The following is a 17,894-nucleotide window of genomic DNA, read 5'->3' on the forward strand; positions in this document are numbered from 1 at the left end:
CAGGCGCTTCGCGCGCCGCAAACGAAAACGGCAGCCCTGGAGGCTGCCGTTTTCCATTGTCGGCCTCGGCCGGCCTCAGCGGTTCACCAGCGCCTTCGGCACCGACAGCGCCAGCAGGCCGCCCAGCACGCAGAACGCGGCCAGCATCACCATTCCCGCATCGTTGCTGCCGGTGGCCTGCTTGAGCCAGCCGATCATGTAGGGGCTCAGGAAACCGGCCAGGTTGCCGATCGAGTTGACCAGGGCGATGCCGGCCGCCGCCGCGGTGCCGCCCAGGAAGGCGGTGGGCAGGCTCCAGAACAGTGGCAGGGTGGTGAGGATGCCGATCGTGGCGAGCGTGAGGCCGACCATCGCCAGCGCGGTCTGGTGCGCCCAGACCACCGACAGCAGCAGGCCGATCGCGCCCAGTGCGGCGGGCAGCGCGACGTGCCAGCGGCGCTCGCGGCGGCGGTCGGCGCTGCGCGCGATCAGGATCATGCCGACCACGGCGGCCGCGTAGGGGATCGCCGAGAGCAGGCCGATCGTGAACGAGTCGGTCACGCCGGTCGACTTGATGATGGTCGGCAGCCAGAAGCCCACGCCGTAGAGGCCCATCACGAAGGAGAAGTAGATCAGCGCCATCAGCCACACGCGCGGGCTGGCCAGCACGCGGCCGATCGAATGGTCGTCCTTGAGCGCCTCCTCGGCCTGCACGTTGCGCGTGAGCAGGGCCTTTTCCTCGTCGCTCAGCCAGGCGGCCTTGGCGATGCGGTCCTCGAGCGCGGCCAGCACCAGCAGGCCGACCAGGATCGAGGGAATCCCCTCCAGCAGGAACAGCCACTGCCAGCCGGCCCAGCCGTTGCTGCCGTGGAAGGTCTTGAGGATATAGCCCGACACGGGGCCGCCGATCACGCCCGACAGCGCGATCGCGGTCATGAAGAAGGTGGTCATGCGCCCGCGCCGGTTGGCCGGGTACCAGTAGGTCAGGTAGAGGATCACGCCGGGGAAGAAGCCGGCCTCGGCCACCCCGAGCAGGAAGCGCATCACGTAGAACATCGCCGGCGTGGTGACGAACATCATCAGCGCCGAGATCAGCCCCCAGGTGATCATGATCCGCGCGATCCAGACGCGCGCGCCCACCTTGTGCAGGATGATGTTGCTCGGCACCTCGAACAGGAAGTAGCCGAAGAAGAAGATGCCGGCGCCCAGGCCGTAGACGGTGTCCGACAGGTTCAGGTCGGCGGCCATCTGCAGCTTGGCGAAACCGACGTTGACGCGGTCGAGGTAGGCGACCACGTAGCAGAGCATCAGGAGCGGCGCGAGCCGCCAGGTGACCTTCCTGTAGGTGGCCGTCTCGAACGCGGACGGCTGGCCGGGGTGGGCCGGTGCGGTGCTTGCCATGGGTCGTCTCCTTGCGTTGTCTTGATTTTTGAGGTCCTGCCGGTGCTGCCGGTACCGCTTTGCCGGAAGGGCCGGGCGCATCGCGGCGCCGCGGCCCCCGCGCCGCTCAGATGCAGCGGCCGCCGTCCACCTCGAGGCAGGTGCCGGTGATGAACTCGGCTTCGTCCGAAGCCAGGTAGAGCGCCGCGTTGGCGATGTCCTGCGGGGTCGAGAGGCGGCCCAGCGGAATCGTCGCGAGAAAGCGCTGGCGGTTCTCGGGGCTGTCCTCGACGCCCATGAACTCGGTCATCAGGCCGGTCTCGCCGAGCACCGGGTTGATGCAGTTGACGCGGATCCGGTCGGCGCCGAGCTCGGCGGCGAGCGCCTTGCTGGCGGTGATCATCGCGCCCTTGGTGCTGTTGTACCAGACCAGTCCCGGGCGCGGCCGGATGCCGGCGGTGGAGGCGATGTTGACGAACACGCCGCCGCCGGCCTGGCGAAAATACGGCACCAGGGTCTGCACGCTCCAGAACAGGCTCTTCATGTTGACCGCGTAGACGCGGTCGTACTCGGCCTCGCTGACCTCCAGCACCGGCTTGTTGCGATGCGTGGTGCCGGCGTTGTTGACCAGGATGTGGACCTGGCGGAAATCCTCCAGCGTGGCGGCCAGCAGGGCGCGCCAGTCCTCGCCGCGCGAGACGTCGCCGGGCACCGCGATCGCCTTGCCGCCCGCCACCGCGATCTCGCTGGCCACGCGCTCGGCGGCCGCGCCGTTCAGGTCGTTGACCACCACGTTCGCGCCCTCGCGCGCGTAGGTTTTGGCGATGCCCTCGCCGAATCCCGAGCCGCCGCCCGTGACGATGGCTGTCTTGCCCGCAAGCCGCATGAATCGTCTCCTGTCTCGTGTCGATGATCCGAAGGCGCGCCGGCCTCGCCGCCGGGCGCCGTTTGAAGTGTGTCGCGTGCCGACTAGCCGTGCTTCAGCGCGATGGTCTTGAGCACGGTGAAGCCGTAGAGCGCCTCGAAGCCCTTCTCGCGTCCGTGGCCCGAGCGCCCGCTGCCGCCGAAGGGCAACTCGACGCCGCCGCCCGCGCCGTAGTTGTTGACGAATACCTGGCCGGCGCGCACGCGCCGCGCGAGCCGCATCTGGCGCGCGCCGTCGCGGGTCCAGATGCCGGCCACCAGGCCGTAGGCGGTGCCGTTGGCGAGCGCCAGCGCCTCCTCCTCGTCGCGAAAGCGCATCGCGGCCAGCACCGGGCCAAACACCTCCTCCTGCGCGAGACGATGCCCGGGCGGCACGTCGTGCAGCAGGGTGGGCGCCTGGTAGAAGCCGCTTTCGGGCGCTTCCGGCACCACCTCGCCGTGCGCGGCCATGGCGATGCCGTCGTGCTGCGCGTCGGACAGGAAATCCCAGACGCGCTGCTGCTGTTTCGCGTTGATCAGCGGGCCGCAGTCGAGGTCGGCCAGGCCCGGGCCCACACGCAGCGCGTTGAAGGCGGTCGCGAGCCGGTCCAGCAGCGGCTCGTAGACGCCGTGCTCGATCAGCACACGGCTGCCGGCCGAGCAGGTCTGCCCGCCGTTCTGCACGATCGCCGAGACCAGCACCGGCAGCGCCGCGTCGAGGTCGGCATCGGCGAACACGATCTGCGGGGACTTGCCGCCCAGCTCCAGCGTGACCGGCACGTGGCGCTCGGCGGCGGCCTGCGCGACCAGCCGGCCGGTGTCGGGCGAGCCGGTGAAGGAGATATGGTCGATGCCGGGATGCGTGGACAGCGCGGCGCCGGCCTCGTGGCCGTAGCCGGTCACGATGTTGAGCGCGCCGCCCGGCAGGCCCGCCTCGGCCGCCAGGCGCGCCACCAGCAGCAGCGACAGGCAGGCGTCCTCGGCCGGCTTGACCACGCAGGCATTGCCGGTGGCCAGCGCCGCGCCGACGCTGCGGCCGAAGATCTGCATCGGGTAGTTCCAGGGCACGATATGGCCGGTGACGCCGTGGGCTTCGCGGATCGTCAGCACGGTATAGCCGTTCTGGTAGGGCAGGGTCTCGCCGTGCAGCTTGTCGGCCGCGCCGGCGTAGAACTCGAAGTAGCGCGCCAGCGCCGCGGCGTCGGCGCGCGCCTGCTTGAGCGGCTTGCCGGTATCGCGGCATTCGAGCTGGGCGAGCGCCTCCTGCTGCTCGGCCACGCGCTGCGAGAGCCGGAACAGCAGGCGGCCGCGTTCGGCCGCGCTGGTGGCGCCCCAGGCGCCCTCGAAGGCGCCGCGCGCCGCGCGCACGGCGGCGTCGATGTCGGCGGCGCTGCCGCGTGCCAGGCGCGCGAACGGCGCGCCGTCGGACGGATCGATCACGGCGATCGTCTCGCCGTTCGCGGGCGCGACCCATTCGCCCGCGATGAAGTGCCTTGCCTCTTCCATGCCTGCTCCTGGCTCCTGGGTATCGAGGTACGACCGAAGCTGCTGCGGATGCTGGGGCGGTGATGCGCGGCCGGGCGGGCGCGGCGATCACGGCAGCCGCGGGGCCTGCATTTTGTTCGCGCCGCGGGCCAGTGTGCACCTAACTTCGCCGGAGCGCCATCGGGTGATTGGCTATAATGGCGGCTCTTCGCGGGGGCGAGAGCGTTTGCGCCCCGTCCCGTTTTCCCATCGTCATGCAGAGAGCGCTCATGAGCTTCAGCAATGTTCCGGCCGGCAAGGATCTGCCGCACGATTTCAACGTCATCATCGAAATTCCGGCGCAAAGCGACCCGGTCAAGTACGAGGCCGACAAGGATCTCGGCTTGCTGGTGGTCGATCGCTTCGTCGGCACCGGCATGCGTTACCCGGTCAACTACGGCTTCATCCCGCAGACGCTGTCGGGCGACGGCGATCCGGTCGACGTGCTGGTGATCACCCCGTTCCCGCTGCTGGCCGGCTCGGTGGTGCGTTCGCGCGCGCTCGGCATGCTGCAGATGACCGACGAGTCGGGCGTCGACGCCAAGCTGATCGCCGTGCCGCACGACAAGGTGTGCCCGATGACGGCCAACCTCAAGTCGCTGGACGACGTGCCCGAGTACCTGAAGGACCAGATCAAGCACTTCTTCGAGCAATACAAGGCGCTCGAGAAGGGCAAGTGGGTGAAGGTCGACGGCTGGGCCGGCATCGAGGCCGCCCACAAGGAAATCTCGGAAGGCGTGGCCAACGCCCAGAAGTAAGCCCGCGTCGCGGCGCCGGGCCGGCGTGCCGAGAGGCCGCGCCGGGCTGCTGCCGCCGGCTTGCGCGAAACCGCGCGTGTCCCGTTTCGGGGCCGCGCGGTTTTTTCATGGGCGCGTGCCCGATTAGCGGGTTCAGGCGCGCGGGGGGCGGGTGGTACGGGAGCGGCGGGCGCGTTTGGGCGGGGTTGCGTCGAGTGCCGGTTCGGCCTGGACCTCGATGCCGACTTCGATCGCGGCCGGGCCGGCTTCGGGGGCGGTTGCAGTGAGGGGAACCTGGGCGAGCGCTGCGTCGATGGCCATGTCGATCGGCGTGACGGCGGGCTCGATTGCCTCGATCGCCTCGTCATCATCGACCACGATCACGGCCGGCAGCACCGAATCCAGCGAACGCCGGCCGCCGGCCAGTTCGCGTTTCTGCACGGGCGTCAGGCGCTTGACCCAGTATTCGGCGCGCGAGGCGCTGGAACGGTCGGCCAGCTCGAACGAGGCCAGCACCGCGCGCGGCTTGCGCGAGCGCGTGTAGCGCGCGCCGGTGCCGTTGGCGTGCTGGGCGAAGCGGGCGTCGACGTCGGTGGTGATGCCGGTGTAGACGCTGCCGTCCTCGCATTCGATCAGATACAGGTACCAGGACATGGCGCGGCAGGGAAAGCGAAGCCGTCAGTGTCTCAGAAAAACCGCTCGGCGCGCCGCATCGCGCGCCGGCGGCCTCATTGCTTGCCGCCGTCCTTGAAGGGATTGTGCTCGCGCAGCTCGTCCACGTAGGCGTGGATCTGCCCGGTCTCGCGCTTGAGGAAGTCGCCCACCGCGTCCGAGAAGGCCGGGTGCGCGAGCCAGTGCGCCGAGTGCGTGACGGTCGGCATGAAGCCGCGCGCGAGCTTGTGCTCGCCTTGCGCGCCGCCCTCGAAGGCGCCGAGCTTCTCCTCGATGCAGAACTCGAGCAGCTGGTAGTAGGCGGTCTCGAAGTGCAGGCAGGGCACGTGTTCGAGCGCGCCCCAGTAGCGCCCGTAGAGCGTGCCGCCGCCGGCCTCGCCGCGCGCGTAGACGGCCAGCGCGCTGGCGATCGGCTTGCCTTCGGCCTCGGCGATCACCAGCAGCAGGTTCTCGGGCATGGTCTCGCCGATCCGGCGGAAGAAGTCGAGGTTCAGGTACGGGCTCGAGTAGTGCTCGCGATAGGTCTGCCGGTAGCAGCGCGAGAAGAAGCGCCAGTCGGCGTCGCTGGCGTCCTCGCCGCGCACGCGGCGGAAGCTGACACCGGCCTCGGCCACCTTGCGTCGTTCGGCGCGGATGTTCTTGCGCTTCTTCTGTTCGAGCGTGGCGAGGAAATCGTCGAAATGGCGATAGCCGTCGTTGAGCCAGTGGAACTGCACGCCCTCGCGCAGCATCATGCCCATCTCGGCCAGCAGGCCGGCTTCCTCGCCGGTCGGGAACAGCACGTGCAGCGAGGACACCTCGCTCTGCTCGGCCAGCGCCACCAGGGTGGCGGCGAGCTGGCGCCGCGCGCGCTCGTTGGCGGCGATCAGGCGCGTGCCCTGCACCGGCGTGAAGGGCACCGCGCAGAGCAGCTTCGGGTAATAGGGCACGCCATTGCGCTGGTAGGCGTCGGCCCAGGCCCAGTCGAACACGTACTCGCCGTACGAATGCTGCTTGGCGTAGACGGGCGAGGCTGCCACCAGGGCGCCCGTGTCGGCCTCGCTCAGGGTGAGGAAATTCGGCGACCAGCCGGTCTCGCCGACCGCGCAGCCGGTGGCGTGCAGCGCGGCGAGGAATTCGTGGCGCAGGAAGGGCGTGGGATGCGCCTGTCGAGCCAGCAGGGCGTTCCACTCGCCGGCATCCACTTCCAGCGGAGAGCTCAGGAGCCCCATGCGATAATCCATGCGTTCGTGTTTCAACCGTCTGAGATCCGTTTCGATCGGCATGCGCGCGACAGGCGCGGCGCGCCGTTGATGCGCCCGGAGGCATTCGTCACGCGGCCCGCCCGGCCGCGCAGGTTCCGTCATGAAAACCCGTATCGCTCTTGCCCAACTGAACGTCACCGTCGGCGATTTCGCCGGTAACGTCGCCCGCCTCGTCGAGGCCGCGCGTGCCGCGCACAAGGATGGTGCGCAGCTGCTGGTCGCCCCGGAGCTGGCCTTGTCGGGCTACCCGCCCGAGGACCTGCTGCTGCGTCCGGCCTTCTTCGCGGCCGCGGCCGATGCGCTGGCCGAACTGGCGGCGCGCCTGGCGCCGCTGGAAGGCCTGGCGGTGCTGGTCGGCCATCCGCTGCGCGAGTCCAGCGCCGATGGTAATGCAAACCGCCCGATCGAGCGCGGTGCCGCCCCCGTCGGCACCTACAATGCCGCCTCGCTGATCGTCGGCGGCGAGGTGGTGGCGACCTATCGCAAGCAGGACCTGCCCAATACCGAGGTGTTCGACGAGAAGCGCTATTTCGCGACCGATCCGCAACCCTGCGTGTTCGAGCTGAACGGCACCCGGTTCGGCATCGTGATCTGCGAGGACGTCTGGCACGCCTCGGCCGCCCAGCTCGCCAAGGCGGCCGGCGCCGAGGTGCTGCTGGTGCCGAACGGCTCGCCGTATCACATGAACAAGGACGCGGTGCGCGTCGATATCCTGCGCGCGCGGATCCGCGAGACCGGCCTGCCGATGGTCTATGTGAACCTGGTCGGCGGCCAGGACGAACTGGTGTTCGACGGCGGCTCCTTCGTGCTCGACGCCGCGGGCGAGCTGGTGGCGCGCATGGCGCAGTTCGAGGAAGGGCACGCGATCGTCGAGTTCGAGGGCGCGCGGCCGCTGCCCGGCGAGATCGCGCCGGTGCTGTCGACCGAGGCCCAGGTCTATCGCGCGCTGGTGCTCGGGGTGCGCGACTACATCGGCAAGAACGGTTTCCCCGGCGCGCTGATCGGCCTGTCGGGCGGCGTCGATTCGGCGCTGGTGCTGGCGGTGGCCTGCGACGCGCTCGGGCCCGATCGGGTGCGCGCGGTGATGATGCCCTCGCGCTACACGGCCGATATCTCGACCACCGACGCGGCCGACATGGCGCGTCGCGTCGGCGTGCGCTACGACGAGATCGCGATCGCCCCGATGTTCGACGCGTTCCGCGCCTCGCTGGCCGCCGAGTTCGCCGGCCGCGAGGAAGACGCGACCGAGGAGAACATCCAGGCGCGGATCCGCGGCACGTTGCTGATGGCGCTGTCGAACAAGTTCGGCTCGATCGTGCTGACCACCGGCAACAAGAGCGAGATGGCGGTCGGCTACTGCACGCTTTACGGCGACATGGCGGGCGGCTTCGCGGTGATCAAGGATATCGCCAAGACCCTGGTCTATCGTCTCTGCCACTACCGCAACGCGGCCGCCGAGTTCGGCAGGCTGGCGGTGATTCCGGAGCGGATCCTCACGCGCGCGCCTTCGGCCGAGCTGCGCGAGAACCAGACCGACCAGGACAGCCTGCCGTCCTACGACGCGCTCGACGCGATCATGCGCATGTACATGGAGGAGGACCGGCCGCTGGCCGAGATCGTCGCGGCCGGTTACGACGAAGCCGACGTGACGCGCGTCACGCGCCTCATCAAGATCAACGAATACAAGCGGCGCCAGGCGCCGATCGGGATCCGCGTCACGCACCGCGCGTTCGGCCGCGACTGGCGCTACCCGATCACCTCGCGCTTCACGGAACGCATCGACTGATGGGGCGTCGTGCGTAGAATCCGTCCAGGACGTCCCCTTACCCGGAGCATCATCATGAAACGCATTACCGCCATCATCAAACCGTTCAAGCTCGACGAAGTGCGCGAGGCGCTCGCCGAGGTCGGCCTGACGGGCCTTACCGTGACGGAAGTGAAGGGCTTCGGCCGCCAGAAGGGTCATACCGAGCTCTATCGCGGCGCCGAATACGTGGTCGATTTCCTGCCCAAGATGAAGATCGAGGTGGTGGTGGCGGCCGACCAGGTCGACCAGGTGATCGACGCCGTGATCGGCGCGGCGCGCACCGGCAAGATCGGCGATGGCAAGATCTTCGTGTCCGACGTCGAGCGCGTGATCCGCATCCGCACCGGCGAGGAGAACGAAGCGGCGGTCTGAGCGACGTTTTCGTGATGGCTCGCGCGCTGTCGCGCGGCGAGCCGGTTTCGGCATGGCCCGGGTTCGCCGGGCCATTGTCGTTTACGGCGACGGCCGGCGCGAGGCCGGCCTGTCGTCGGGGATGCCATCAAGTTGCGCGCGCACCAAATAAAAAACGGTGCGATACCCCTTCGGGTACCGCACCGATACGCGCCTCTCGCAGCAGCGTGAAACTCGATGTCTTGTAATGCCTGATGCGTCTCGCGACGATCAGAACAGGTGCTGGATACCTGCGTAGATGCCGGTCTGCGAACCGCCAGCCTTCGGGTTGCCGGTCGAGACCGCCGTGCCCGCCGGGTTGGCGTTCAGGCCGAAGTTGGCCGTCTTGCTGTTGCGCAGCGTGGCGGCCTGCAGGTCGAGCAGGGTACGCTTGGACAGGTTGTACGAACCGCCGATCGTGTAGATCGTGGCATTGCCGCCGCCGTTGTTGGCGTTCACGTGGTAGACCGCCGCGATCAGCGCTGCCGCCGGCGTGGCTTGCCACGTCACGCCGCCCCAGACCTGCTGCGTCGTCGTGATGCCGTTGTTGGCGGCCGGGCCGCCGTCGGCGTGCGAGGTCTGGTAGGCAGCCTGCAGCTTGAACTGGCCGAGGAACACGTTCGCACCCGCGAAGTATTCGCGCGAGTAGTTGAACACGTCGTCGAGCTTGCCGTTGGCCGGATCGCGCGCTTCGTCGTAGATGCCGCGCAACTGGAACAGCGAGTTCGTGTAGGTCAACTGCAGACCGGCGCTGCGGCCCTGGTTGGTGGTGCCGTTGCCGTTGAAGTTGGTGGCGTTCGACAGCGCGTACTGGCCGTAGGCGTCGAAGCCGTAGATGTTCGGCGACTGATACGAAATGTTGTTGCTGGTCTTGTTCCAGTTACGGCCACGCACCAGCGAGGCGGTCGACCAGTTCGACTGACCGAACGGGTCGAAGTCCCACACGCCGTTGGCGATCGCGAGTTCGCGACCCAGCAGCAGGGTACCGTAGGCGTCGTTCGAGATACCGACCGTCGCGAAACGGTCCCAGATCGTGCCGCTCGAGCCCATGCCGCCGGTCATGGTGTTGAACGCACCTTCGAGGTGGAACAGCACCTTGTAGCCGCCGCCGAGGTCCTCGACGCCCTTGATGCCCCACAGGCTGGTGCCCCAGTCACCGCTTTCCGCGCGGATCGTGTGGCCGGCCTGGCCGCCGTTCAGGTATTCGAGCCCTGCGTCCAGGCGACCGTACAGCGTCACGCTGCTTTGCGCCTGCGCTGCCACCCCGGCAGTCATCAATGCTGCCGCGAGCAATGCTTTCTTCATCATCTCCTCCATACCCTGTCAAAAAGTCAACCCACCAACTGCGCAAGATGCCGGATGCGCAATGCATCCGGTCAACATGGGATAACCAGGGAGACCACCTGCGGCTGCCGGGTAGGCTGGCGCGTTTCTTGTGCGGACGTACCGTTTTGCAGGCCGTTTTGCCGATCGGGCAAGCCGGGGGTCTCCTGTGTCATGAAGTCAAACTACATTTCATGACTTTCGTTTTGCTACTTTGGTTACTAATTTAGCAAAAATACACTTTCGTGGCGACGAAAATCGTTGTTTGACTAGCTGGTGTCGCCAAATTGCCATAATGACGGGGCGCGACCGTTCCGGAAGGGTTTGGAAACATGTCGCAAAGGCTTGCTGCACAAGGCGTTCACGGTTTCCGGGAGGGGGGGTCAAGGATTGCCACTATTGACGCGATGACACGACCGGCGTACCTCTGCGAGAGGTCGAATTCGTTAGCTATCCGTAAAAGAATGACCGGATAGTGGGAGTGCTGGGCTTGTTTGTTTACTTCGCTTTTCTAAACAAGCGCGATGCCGCGGCGGTTTGCGCGAGGCGAGCGCGGAGAGGGGGGCGGAGGTCGAGAAGCGCGATGCGTCGATCGCGTAGGTAACGAAAAGAAGGGCGGGAGACTGCCGGCACCGCGCATGCGATGCCGACCAGGCGAAAGGGGGATTACTTCAGGCTGCCCGACAGGAACTGCTTGAGGCGTTCGCTGCGGGTATTGCCGAACACCTCGGCCGGCGCGCCTTCTTCCTCGACGCGGCCCTGATGCAGGAACATCACGTGGTTCGAGACGTTGCGCGCGAAGCCCATCTCGTGCGTCACCACGATCATGGTTCGGCCTTCCTCGGCCAGCTTCTGCATCACCTTCAGCACTTCGCCCACCAGCTCCGGATCGAGCGCGGAGGTGGGCTCGTCGAACAGCATCACGTCGGGCTGCATGGCCAGCGCGCGGGCGATCGCCACGCGCTGCTGCTGGCCGCCGGAAAGATGCGAGGGATACTGCTTCTCGAGGCGTGGCGCGAGGCCCACCTTCTCGAGATATCCGCGGGCGCGTTCCTCGGCCTCGCGGCGCGACAGCTTCAGCACGTTCACGGGCGCCTCGATCACGTTCTCGAGCACGTTCATGTGCGACCACAGGTTGAAGTGCTGGAACACCATCGCCAGCTTGGTGCGCACACGCTGCAACTGCCTGGTGTCGGCCGCCTTCAGCGCGCCGCCCTTGTCCTTCGCGGTACGTACCTCTTCGCCGTCGACGAAGATGCGCCCGGCGTTCGGTTGCTCGAGGAAGTTGATACAGCGCAGCATGGTGCTCTTGCCCGAGCCGGACGAGCCGATCACGCTGATCACGTCGCCGGCATGCGCCTTCAGCGACACGCCCTTGAGGACTTCGTTGCTGCCGTACTGCTTGTGGAGATCGTCGACGAAAAGCTTATGCATCTGGGAATTCATCAGGAGTCCTCGCGCCGTTTATTTGCCTTGCGGGCGCAGGTAGGCGAGCCAGCGTCGCTCGGCCTGGCGGAACAGCCACACGAGCGTAAACGAGATCGCGAGATAGAGGAGCGCGGCGATGCCGAACGCGTGGAACGACATGTAGGTCGCCGAATTGACGTCGCGCGCGATCTTGAGGATGTCGGGCACGGTGGCCGTGAACGCCACCGTGGTGGCGTGCAGCATCAGGATCACTTCGTTGCTGTAGAGCGGCAGCGCGCGGCGCAGCGCCGAAGGCAGGATCACGCGGCGATACAGCGTGAAGGTCGACATGCCGTAGGCGCGCGCGGCCTCGATCTCGCCATAGGCCGTCGACTTGATCGCGCCGGCGAAGATCTCGGTGGTGTATGCGCAGGTGTTCAGCGTGAAGGCCAGCAGCGTGCAGTGCATGCCGTCGCGGAAGAACTGGTTGAGCATGGTGGTGTCGCGCACCACCTGCAGGCTGTAGAGGCCGGTGTAGCAGAGCAGCAGCTGCACGTAGAGCGGCGTGCCGCGGAACACGTAGGTGTAGAGCCACACCGAGCCCGACAGCCAGCGCCGCTTGGACACGCGCGCGCAGGCGAGCGGCACCGACAGGCAGAAGCCCAGCCCGATCGACACCACCAGCAGCCACAGCGTGATCGCCACGCCGGTGAAGCGGTACCCGTCCGTATACAGGTAGTTGCGCCAGTATTCCTGAATCAGCTCGATCATAGTTCCGCCTTGCGCACACCCGTGGAGTAGCGCTTTTCCAGCCACATCAGCACGAAGTTCGAGATCGTCGTGATCGCGAGGTAGATGGCCCCCGCGAGCAGCGTGAAGAAGAAGAAACGCAGCGTGCCCTTGCCGGCGTCCTGCGAGGCCTTGACCACGTCGGCCAGGCCGATGATCGACACCAGCGCGGTGGACTTGACCAGCACCTGCCAGTTGTTGCCGATGCCGGGCAGCGCGAAGCGCATCATCTGCGGGAACATCACGCGCGTGAACACCTGCCAGCTGCTCATGCCGTAGGCGGCGCCGGCTTCCAGCTGGCCGCGCGGCACCGACAGGAAGGCGCCGCGGAAGGTTTCGGTGAAGTAGGCGCCGTAGATGAAGCCCAGCACCAGCACGCCGGCGGCGAACGGGTCGATGTCGATCTGGTCCCAGCTCATCAGGTCGGTGAGCTGGTTCAGCCAGATCTGGATGCTGTAGAACAGCAGCAGCATCAGCACCAGGTCGGGCACGCCGCGGATCAGCGTGGTGTAGAGCGTGCCGATGCCGTTCGTGACGCGGTTGCGGGAAAGCTTCGCGCCGGCGCCGAGCAGGCCCAGGATGAACGACAGGATCAACGACAGCACCGCGAGCTTGACGGTCTGCCAGGTGCCGGAAAGTATCAGCGGGCCGTAGCCTTGGAGAAACATATGTGGTCCTTGACGGCGCGTCGTATGCGCCGCGAAAGACGCGTGCCGCGTATCGGGCGGCACGCCCCGTGCATGTGGGTCGGGCCGCCTGGTGATTCCGCCGGGCGGCGTGCGACTTCTTCCTGCCTGGGCGGCCGCCGTGCACGCTCGGCGCGCGGCGGCCGCCCAGGCCGAAACGTGGTTACTTCGCCGAATACACGCTGAACGAGAAGTACTTGTGCGACAGCCTGTCGTACGTCCCGTCCTGGTGCATCGCGGCGAGGGCGGCGTTGATCTTCGCCTTCAGGTCCGTGTCCTCCTTGCGCAGGCCGATCGCGGTGCCGTCCCCGATGGTCTTCGGGTCCTTCACCTCGGGGCCCGCCCAGGCGAAGCCCTTGCCGCGCGGCGTGCGCAGGAAGCCGTAGTCGGCCTGCAGCTCGTCCTGCAGCGCGGCGTCGAGCCGGCCGGTGCCCAGGTCGGCATAGACCTGGTCCTGGTTCTGGTACGGCACGATCGTCACGCCCTGGGTCTCCCAGTAGGTCTTCGCGTAGGTTTCCTGCGTCGAACCCTGCTCGACGCCGACCGTCTTGCCCTTGAGCGAGGCCACCGTCGGCAGCAGCGGCGAGCCGGCCTTGGCGATCATGCGCGCGGGCGCGTCGTACAGCTTGTCCGAGAAGTCGATCTGCTCGCGGCGCTTGTCGGTGACGGTGAGCGACGAGACGATCACGTCGAACTTGCGGGCCTTCAGCGCCGGGATGATGCCGTCGAGATCCTGGGCCACCCAGGTGCAGCGCACGGCGATCCGGGTACAGATCTCGCGAGTCAGGTCGACGTCGAAGCCGACGATGTCGCCGTTCTTCGCGACCGACTCGAACGGCGGATAGCTGGCATCGACACCGATCCGGACCGTTTTCCATTCCTTCGCGAAGGCGCTGCCCGCCATCAGGGCGAGCGCTGCGCACAGGGCGAGCTTGTTCATCAGTTTCCTCTTGCGGCGGCTGCTTGCCGGCCCGTTCGTCTCGCGCGCCGGCCCTATTCTAGGTAGCCAAAATTCGGCCTCGGCGGCTTCGGCGAACGGTCGGGCGGGGCCCGGCCGGCCAAAAGCGCGGTATTTTACCCGAGCCGGCGGCGCGCAAGCTCGAATTACGGCTCGGATCGTTGCGCATCCCGTCGCTAGGCGCAATCGGGGGCGACACGGGCAGGCGGCGCGGTGCCGGTGGGCGCCGCGCGGGACAGGCAGGCTTGGGCGACGGCGATCGTACCGCGACGCGGGCGGCGGCGACTGTCAACAATGATGTCGGGGGAGGACAGCGAGGAGCGGGGCGACGCAGGGGGGACGACGAGCCCGCGCGGGACGCGGACGTGCGAAGCGCGCGCGTAAGGCGCAGTGGGGCTAGGCAGGACCGGGGCCCGGCGAGCAGGCCCCGGCGGATGGCTCGCGATGCCGGCGGCACCGCGAGCCGGCCGCGCCGGCGCTTACTGCGCGGCGGCCGAAGCGGCGGCCGGCTTGGCGGCCTGGTGATGGCCCCAATGTGCCTTCATCTTGTCGTGGCGCGCCTTCATCTTCGCGAACTGTTGCTTGAGCGCGGTGCTGACCTGGGTCTTCTGCTGGTCGTTCAGGCCGTCGTAGAAGGCCAGCCAGGCCTTCTCGGTCTGCTCGTGCAACTGGCGGTTCTGTTCGCCGATCTGGTGACGGGCGGCCGCCAGCGCATCGAGGTCGAGGATCGGCTGGTTCTGCGCGGCCTCGAACTGGGAGCGGCCCTGCTCGAAGTTCTGGCGCATCGCCTCGCGGTTCTGCTTGGCGGTGGCCTCGGCGGCCTGGTATTGCTGCTCCTGCGCCGGCGTCAGCTTGAGCTGGTCGTGCAGGCGCTTGAACACTTCCATCGGGCCGCCGTGGTGCCAGTGATGATGCATGCCCGGGCCGCCTTGCGGGCCGGCCGGATCGGCCGCGCGAGCGGCGGCGCCGAACGAAAGGGCCAGTACGGTGGCGGCAGCGATAGCCACGAGAGACGTCTTCTTATACATTGCGATGACTCCTGGTCGAATGGGTGGAGCGACCGGCGGGGCGGGCCTTCGGGCCGCCGCCGTCCGTATCGGTAAGACGCAGCGTAGCCAAGCGCCCCGCCCATCGTGTTACCTCCACCCTGCCCGCGGTTACCATGCATTACATCCGGCTTGCGCGGTAATTCCCAGTAACCCATTCGCGCCTTTGTTTCAGTCGGCTTCCTCAACCCGCACGATAAAATCCACGCCATGACTACCCAGATCCTCATCGTCGACGACGACCAAGAACTGCGCGACCTGCTGCGCGACTATCTCGTGCGCCAGGGCATGGAAGTATCGGTGCTGCACGACGCGGCCACCCTGGAGAAGCGCCTGGAGCGCGAGCGTCCCGACCTGATCGTGCTCGACCTGATGATGCCGGGCGTCGATGGCCTGACCGCGCTGCGCCAGTTGCGCGCGGCCGGCGACGACATCCCGGTGATCATGCTGACCGCGCGCGCCGACGACGTCGACCGCATCGTCGGCCTCGAGCTCGGCGCCGACGACTATCTCGGCAAGCCCTTCAACCCGCGCGAGCTGCTGGCCCGCGCCCAGGCGGTGCTGCGCCGGCGCCGCGCCACGCCCTCGGCGGCCGCGCCCGAGCAGCGCGAACCCTATGCGTTCGGCCGCTTCGTGCTCGACTTCCAGGCGCGCACGCTGTCGGTCGACGGCAAGCCGGCCACGCTGTCGAGCAGCGAATTCGCGCTGCTGAAGATCTTCGTCAACAACGCGCTGCGCACGCTGACGCGCGAACGCCTGCTCGAACTGCTGCACGGCCCCGAATACGACGGCACCGACCGCGGCATCGACGTGCAGGTGTGGCGTCTGCGGCGGATCCTCGAAAGCGATCCGTCCACGCCGCGCTTCATCCAGACGGTGCGCGGACGCGGCTACGTGTTCGTGCCCAACGGCGAGGCCCATGCGCAGACCCATTGATTCGCTGTTCGGGCGGCTCGCGCTGCTGGTGGTGGGCGTGCTGCTGCTGTCCCACTTCGCGTGGTACCTGGCGATCCGCTTCGACCGCAACGAGACGCAGATGCGCTACGCGGTGGAGGAGGCTGCCTTCCTGGTGGACGCGGTGCGCCAGCACGAGGAACGCACGCCCGACCAGCCGCTGCCCTCGCGCGTGCGGATCGTGCCACCGGACAGCGCGGACGTGCCGCGCGAGGACCCGGACCTGCCGCCGCCGCCCAAGCGTTTCCTGGAGGATCTGCGCGATCGCATGCCGCCCGGCACCGAGGTGCGCTTCGGCACGCCCGGCAGGCCGCCCGTGTTATGGGTGAAGGAGCCTCACGACGCCAACTGGATCGTGGTGCCGGCGCAGCCGCTGCATGCGCGCCGCTCGCGCGACCGCATGCTGCTGTGGCTGGCGATGATCTTCTCGGCCGCCGTGATGGCGGCCCTGTTCGCCGCCTGGCAACTGCAGCAGCCGCTGCGCTCGCTGGCGCGCGCGGTCGGCCGCTTCGGCCGCGGCATGACGGTGCCGCCGGTGCGCGAGAAGGGGCCGCGCGAGCTGCGCCAGCTCACGCGCGGCTTCAACCAGATGGTCGAGCAGGTGTCGCGCGCCGAGAACGACCGTGCCGTGATGCTGGCCGGCGTGGCCCACGATCTGCGCACGCCGCTGGCGCGCATGCGGCTGCGCGCCGAGATGATGGACGACGCGCGCCTGCGCGACGGCGTGGTGCGCGACGTGGACTCGATGTCCCACATCGTCGACCAGTTCCTGGTGTTCGCCAACGGCGGGGCCGATCGCAGCGAGGTGGTCGAGGTCGATCCGACCTGCGAGCGGATCGCGCGCACCTATCGCGCGGTCGCGCCGAACGCGCAGCCGGTCGAGATCGCGCTGGCGGCCGGGCCGGGCTTCCGCCTGCCGACCGCCACGCTCGACCGGATCCTCTCCAACCTGCTCGACAACGCCCACGCCTACGGCGCGCCGCCGGTGCGCATCGCCACCGAGCGCGGCGCCGAGGGTTACGTGCTGACCGTCAGCGACGGCGGCAAGGGCATCGCGCAGCGCGACCTGGCCGACGCGACGCGGCCCTTCGTGCGGCTCGACCCGGCGCGCGGCGGCAATGGCCACAGCGGGCTGGGCCTGGCGATCGTCGAGCGGCTGGTGCAGCGCACCGGCGGGCAGTGCCGGATCGGCAACCAGGAGCAGGGCGGGCTGCGCGTCGAGATGGTGTTTCCGTTCGACGTGGTACCGAAGCCGGAGCGCGAGCACGTGGGCGCGTGAGCGGCGCCTGGCCGGCCCCGGCGGCGTGATGCCGTTACGGCGAGCCAAATAAAAACCCCGGCGATGCCGGGGTTTTCCTGCCGCGCCACTCGGGCGGCAGGGATCGAAGCACGCTGCCGGCGGCGCGGCCTAATCCGCGCCGTGCCGCACTCACTCGCCGAACAGCGAGCCGAGCGTCTCGGCCGCGTGGCTGTCGATCGTGTTGTAGGTGACGCTGGTCGCCTCGAAGATATACAGCGTGGTGTACTTGCCGAGCCGCTCGAGGATCTCGTCCTGCAGCGATTCCGGCACCACGTTCATGTTCAGATACCATGCGGTCGACGACAGCCGCGCCTGGAATGTGCCGTATTCCTGCATCAGCGTATAGAAAGCATCCGCGTCCTGATCCCGGCACACGATAACCAGATTTCCTGCCATTCAGCCCTCCTGCCTGTGACGTTCGTTCTTGCGTAGCAGCCTTGATCATACCTGCTTAGTCGCCGCTGCTCGCCGGCGGTTCGTTTTGTATTCGCGCGGCGCGACGGCGGCGGCCGGCGCTCGCGCGTGTTGCGTTCGCGCCCCGGCGGGTTTCCCCGCATCCCGGATCGCGGCATAATTCGCCCTTGCGCCGCGTCGCGCGAGTTGCATCCCGCTTGCGACTTCTTTCAAATTCCCCGCATTCCACCCGTGCATTCCTTCGAATTGGGTGTGGTTTGTCTGCGATTGCCGGGGGATGCCTTCATGTTGCGTACCGGAAGCTTGTGCCTGTCACAGGGGTTGTAGTAGTGTCGTGCCGTCGCCGTGCCGGCCCTTTTTGGGCGGCACGGGATGGTGAGC

Annotated in this window: 17 protein-coding genes; 5 read left to right on the plus strand and 12 right to left on the minus strand. The window is 67.8% G+C overall.

The window, feature by feature from the left end; genetic code table 11:
• Nucleotides 1-75: 75 nt before the first annotated feature.
• From FB600_RS21965 to FB600_RS21975, 3 genes are all read right to left on the minus strand, one after another.
• A complete protein-coding gene (locus FB600_RS21965; RefSeq protein WP_096750366.1) occupies nucleotides 76-1,380 on the minus strand; it encodes an MFS transporter in 1,305 nt (434 codons plus the stop codon).
• A 106-nt stretch (nucleotides 1,381-1,486) separates the two neighbouring features.
• Nucleotides 1,487-2,245, minus strand: coding sequence for an SDR family oxidoreductase (locus FB600_RS21970; protein WP_096750367.1), 759 nt, complete (start codon nucleotides 2,243-2,245; stop codon nucleotides 1,487-1,489).
• 83 nt (nucleotides 2,246-2,328) lie between these two features.
• Nucleotides 2,329-3,768, minus strand: coding sequence for an aldehyde dehydrogenase family protein (locus FB600_RS21975; protein ID WP_105819408.1), 1,440 nt, complete (start codon nucleotides 3,766-3,768; stop codon nucleotides 2,329-2,331).
• Nucleotides 3,769-4,016: 248 nt separating this feature from the next.
• Between FB600_RS21975 and ppa the strand changes: the two genes are divergently transcribed.
• Complete coding sequence (ppa, locus tag FB600_RS21980; RefSeq protein ID WP_013699041.1) at nucleotides 4,017-4,544, plus strand: inorganic diphosphatase; 528 nt, start codon at nucleotides 4,017-4,019, stop codon at nucleotides 4,542-4,544.
• 132 nt (nucleotides 4,545-4,676) lie between these two features.
• On the opposite strand, the gene FB600_RS38190 is transcribed toward ppa, so the two are convergent.
• Together FB600_RS38190 and FB600_RS21990 are read right to left on the minus strand one after the other, a co-directional pair.
• Complete coding sequence (locus FB600_RS38190; protein WP_096750369.1) at nucleotides 4,677-5,177, minus strand: GIY-YIG nuclease family protein; 501 nt, start codon at nucleotides 5,175-5,177, stop codon at nucleotides 4,677-4,679.
• A gap of 74 nt (nucleotides 5,178-5,251) precedes the next feature.
• Nucleotides 5,252-6,433: a GNAT family N-acetyltransferase gene (locus FB600_RS21990; protein WP_145757347.1), complete on the minus strand. Its 1,182-nt coding sequence runs from the start codon at nucleotides 6,431-6,433 to the stop codon at nucleotides 5,252-5,254.
• A gap of 106 nt (nucleotides 6,434-6,539) precedes the next feature.
• Here FB600_RS21990 and FB600_RS21995 point away from each other — a divergent pair, with 106 nt between their 5' ends.
• Together FB600_RS21995 and FB600_RS22000 are read left to right on the plus strand one after the other, a co-directional pair.
• A complete protein-coding gene (locus FB600_RS21995; RefSeq protein ID WP_096750371.1) occupies nucleotides 6,540-8,225 on the plus strand; it encodes an NAD+ synthase in 1,686 nt (561 codons plus the stop codon).
• A 54-nt stretch (nucleotides 8,226-8,279) separates the two neighbouring features.
• Nucleotides 8,280-8,618 (plus strand): P-II family nitrogen regulator, encoded by a 339-nt coding sequence (locus FB600_RS22000; RefSeq protein WP_013699037.1) that lies wholly within the window; start codon nucleotides 8,280-8,282, stop codon nucleotides 8,616-8,618.
• 249 nt (nucleotides 8,619-8,867) lie between these two features.
• Here FB600_RS22000 and FB600_RS22005 read toward each other — a convergent pair whose 3' ends face one another.
• From FB600_RS22005 to FB600_RS22030, 6 genes are all read right to left on the minus strand, one after another.
• On the minus strand, nucleotides 8,868-9,941 hold the full coding sequence (locus FB600_RS22005) for a porin (protein WP_036039486.1): 1,074 nt from the start codon (nucleotides 9,939-9,941) through the stop codon (nucleotides 8,868-8,870).
• A gap of 684 nt (nucleotides 9,942-10,625) precedes the next feature.
• Nucleotides 10,626-11,405 carry an ABC transporter ATP-binding protein gene (locus tag FB600_RS22010; protein WP_096750372.1) on the minus strand — a complete coding sequence of 260 codons (780 nt, stop codon included), beginning with the start codon at nucleotides 11,403-11,405 and terminating at the stop codon, nucleotides 10,626-10,628.
• 18 nt (nucleotides 11,406-11,423) lie between these two features.
• Nucleotides 11,424-12,137, minus strand: coding sequence for an ABC transporter permease (locus FB600_RS22015; protein WP_013699034.1), 714 nt, complete (start codon nucleotides 12,135-12,137; stop codon nucleotides 11,424-11,426).
• On the minus strand, nucleotides 12,134-12,823 hold the full coding sequence (locus FB600_RS22020; RefSeq protein WP_036039488.1) for an ABC transporter permease: 690 nt from the start codon (nucleotides 12,821-12,823) through the stop codon (nucleotides 12,134-12,136). Before FB600_RS22020 ends, FB600_RS22015 begins: the two co-directional genes overlap by 4 nt.
• 181 nt (nucleotides 12,824-13,004) lie before the next feature.
• Nucleotides 13,005-13,781 (minus strand): ABC transporter substrate-binding protein, encoded by a 777-nt coding sequence (locus FB600_RS22025; protein WP_036039489.1) that lies wholly within the window; start codon nucleotides 13,779-13,781, stop codon nucleotides 13,005-13,007.
• A gap of 497 nt (nucleotides 13,782-14,278) precedes the next feature.
• Nucleotides 14,279-14,827: a periplasmic heavy metal sensor gene (locus tag FB600_RS22030; protein ID WP_046577271.1), complete on the minus strand. Its 549-nt coding sequence runs from the start codon at nucleotides 14,825-14,827 to the stop codon at nucleotides 14,279-14,281.
• 228 nt (nucleotides 14,828-15,055) lie between these two features.
• On the opposite strand from FB600_RS22030, the gene FB600_RS22035 reads away from it, so the two are divergent.
• Complete coding sequence (locus FB600_RS22035; RefSeq protein ID WP_013699030.1) at nucleotides 15,056-15,781, plus strand: response regulator; 726 nt, start codon at nucleotides 15,056-15,058, stop codon at nucleotides 15,779-15,781.
• A complete protein-coding gene (locus FB600_RS22040; protein WP_013699029.1) occupies nucleotides 15,765-17,078 on the plus strand; it encodes an ATP-binding protein in 1,314 nt (437 codons plus the stop codon). Before FB600_RS22035 ends, FB600_RS22040 begins: the two co-directional genes overlap by 17 nt.
• A 150-nt stretch (nucleotides 17,079-17,228) precedes the next feature.
• Here FB600_RS22040 and FB600_RS22045 read toward each other — a convergent pair whose 3' ends face one another.
• Nucleotides 17,229-17,495 (minus strand): hypothetical protein, encoded by a 267-nt coding sequence (locus FB600_RS22045; RefSeq protein ID WP_013699028.1) that lies wholly within the window; start codon nucleotides 17,493-17,495, stop codon nucleotides 17,229-17,231.
• Nucleotides 17,496-17,894 lie beyond the last annotated feature (399 nt).

Source organism: Burkholderia sp. SJZ089, from assembly GCF_007828315.1.
Classification (GTDB): domain Bacteria; phylum Pseudomonadota; class Gammaproteobacteria; order Burkholderiales; family Burkholderiaceae; genus Burkholderia; species Burkholderia gladioli.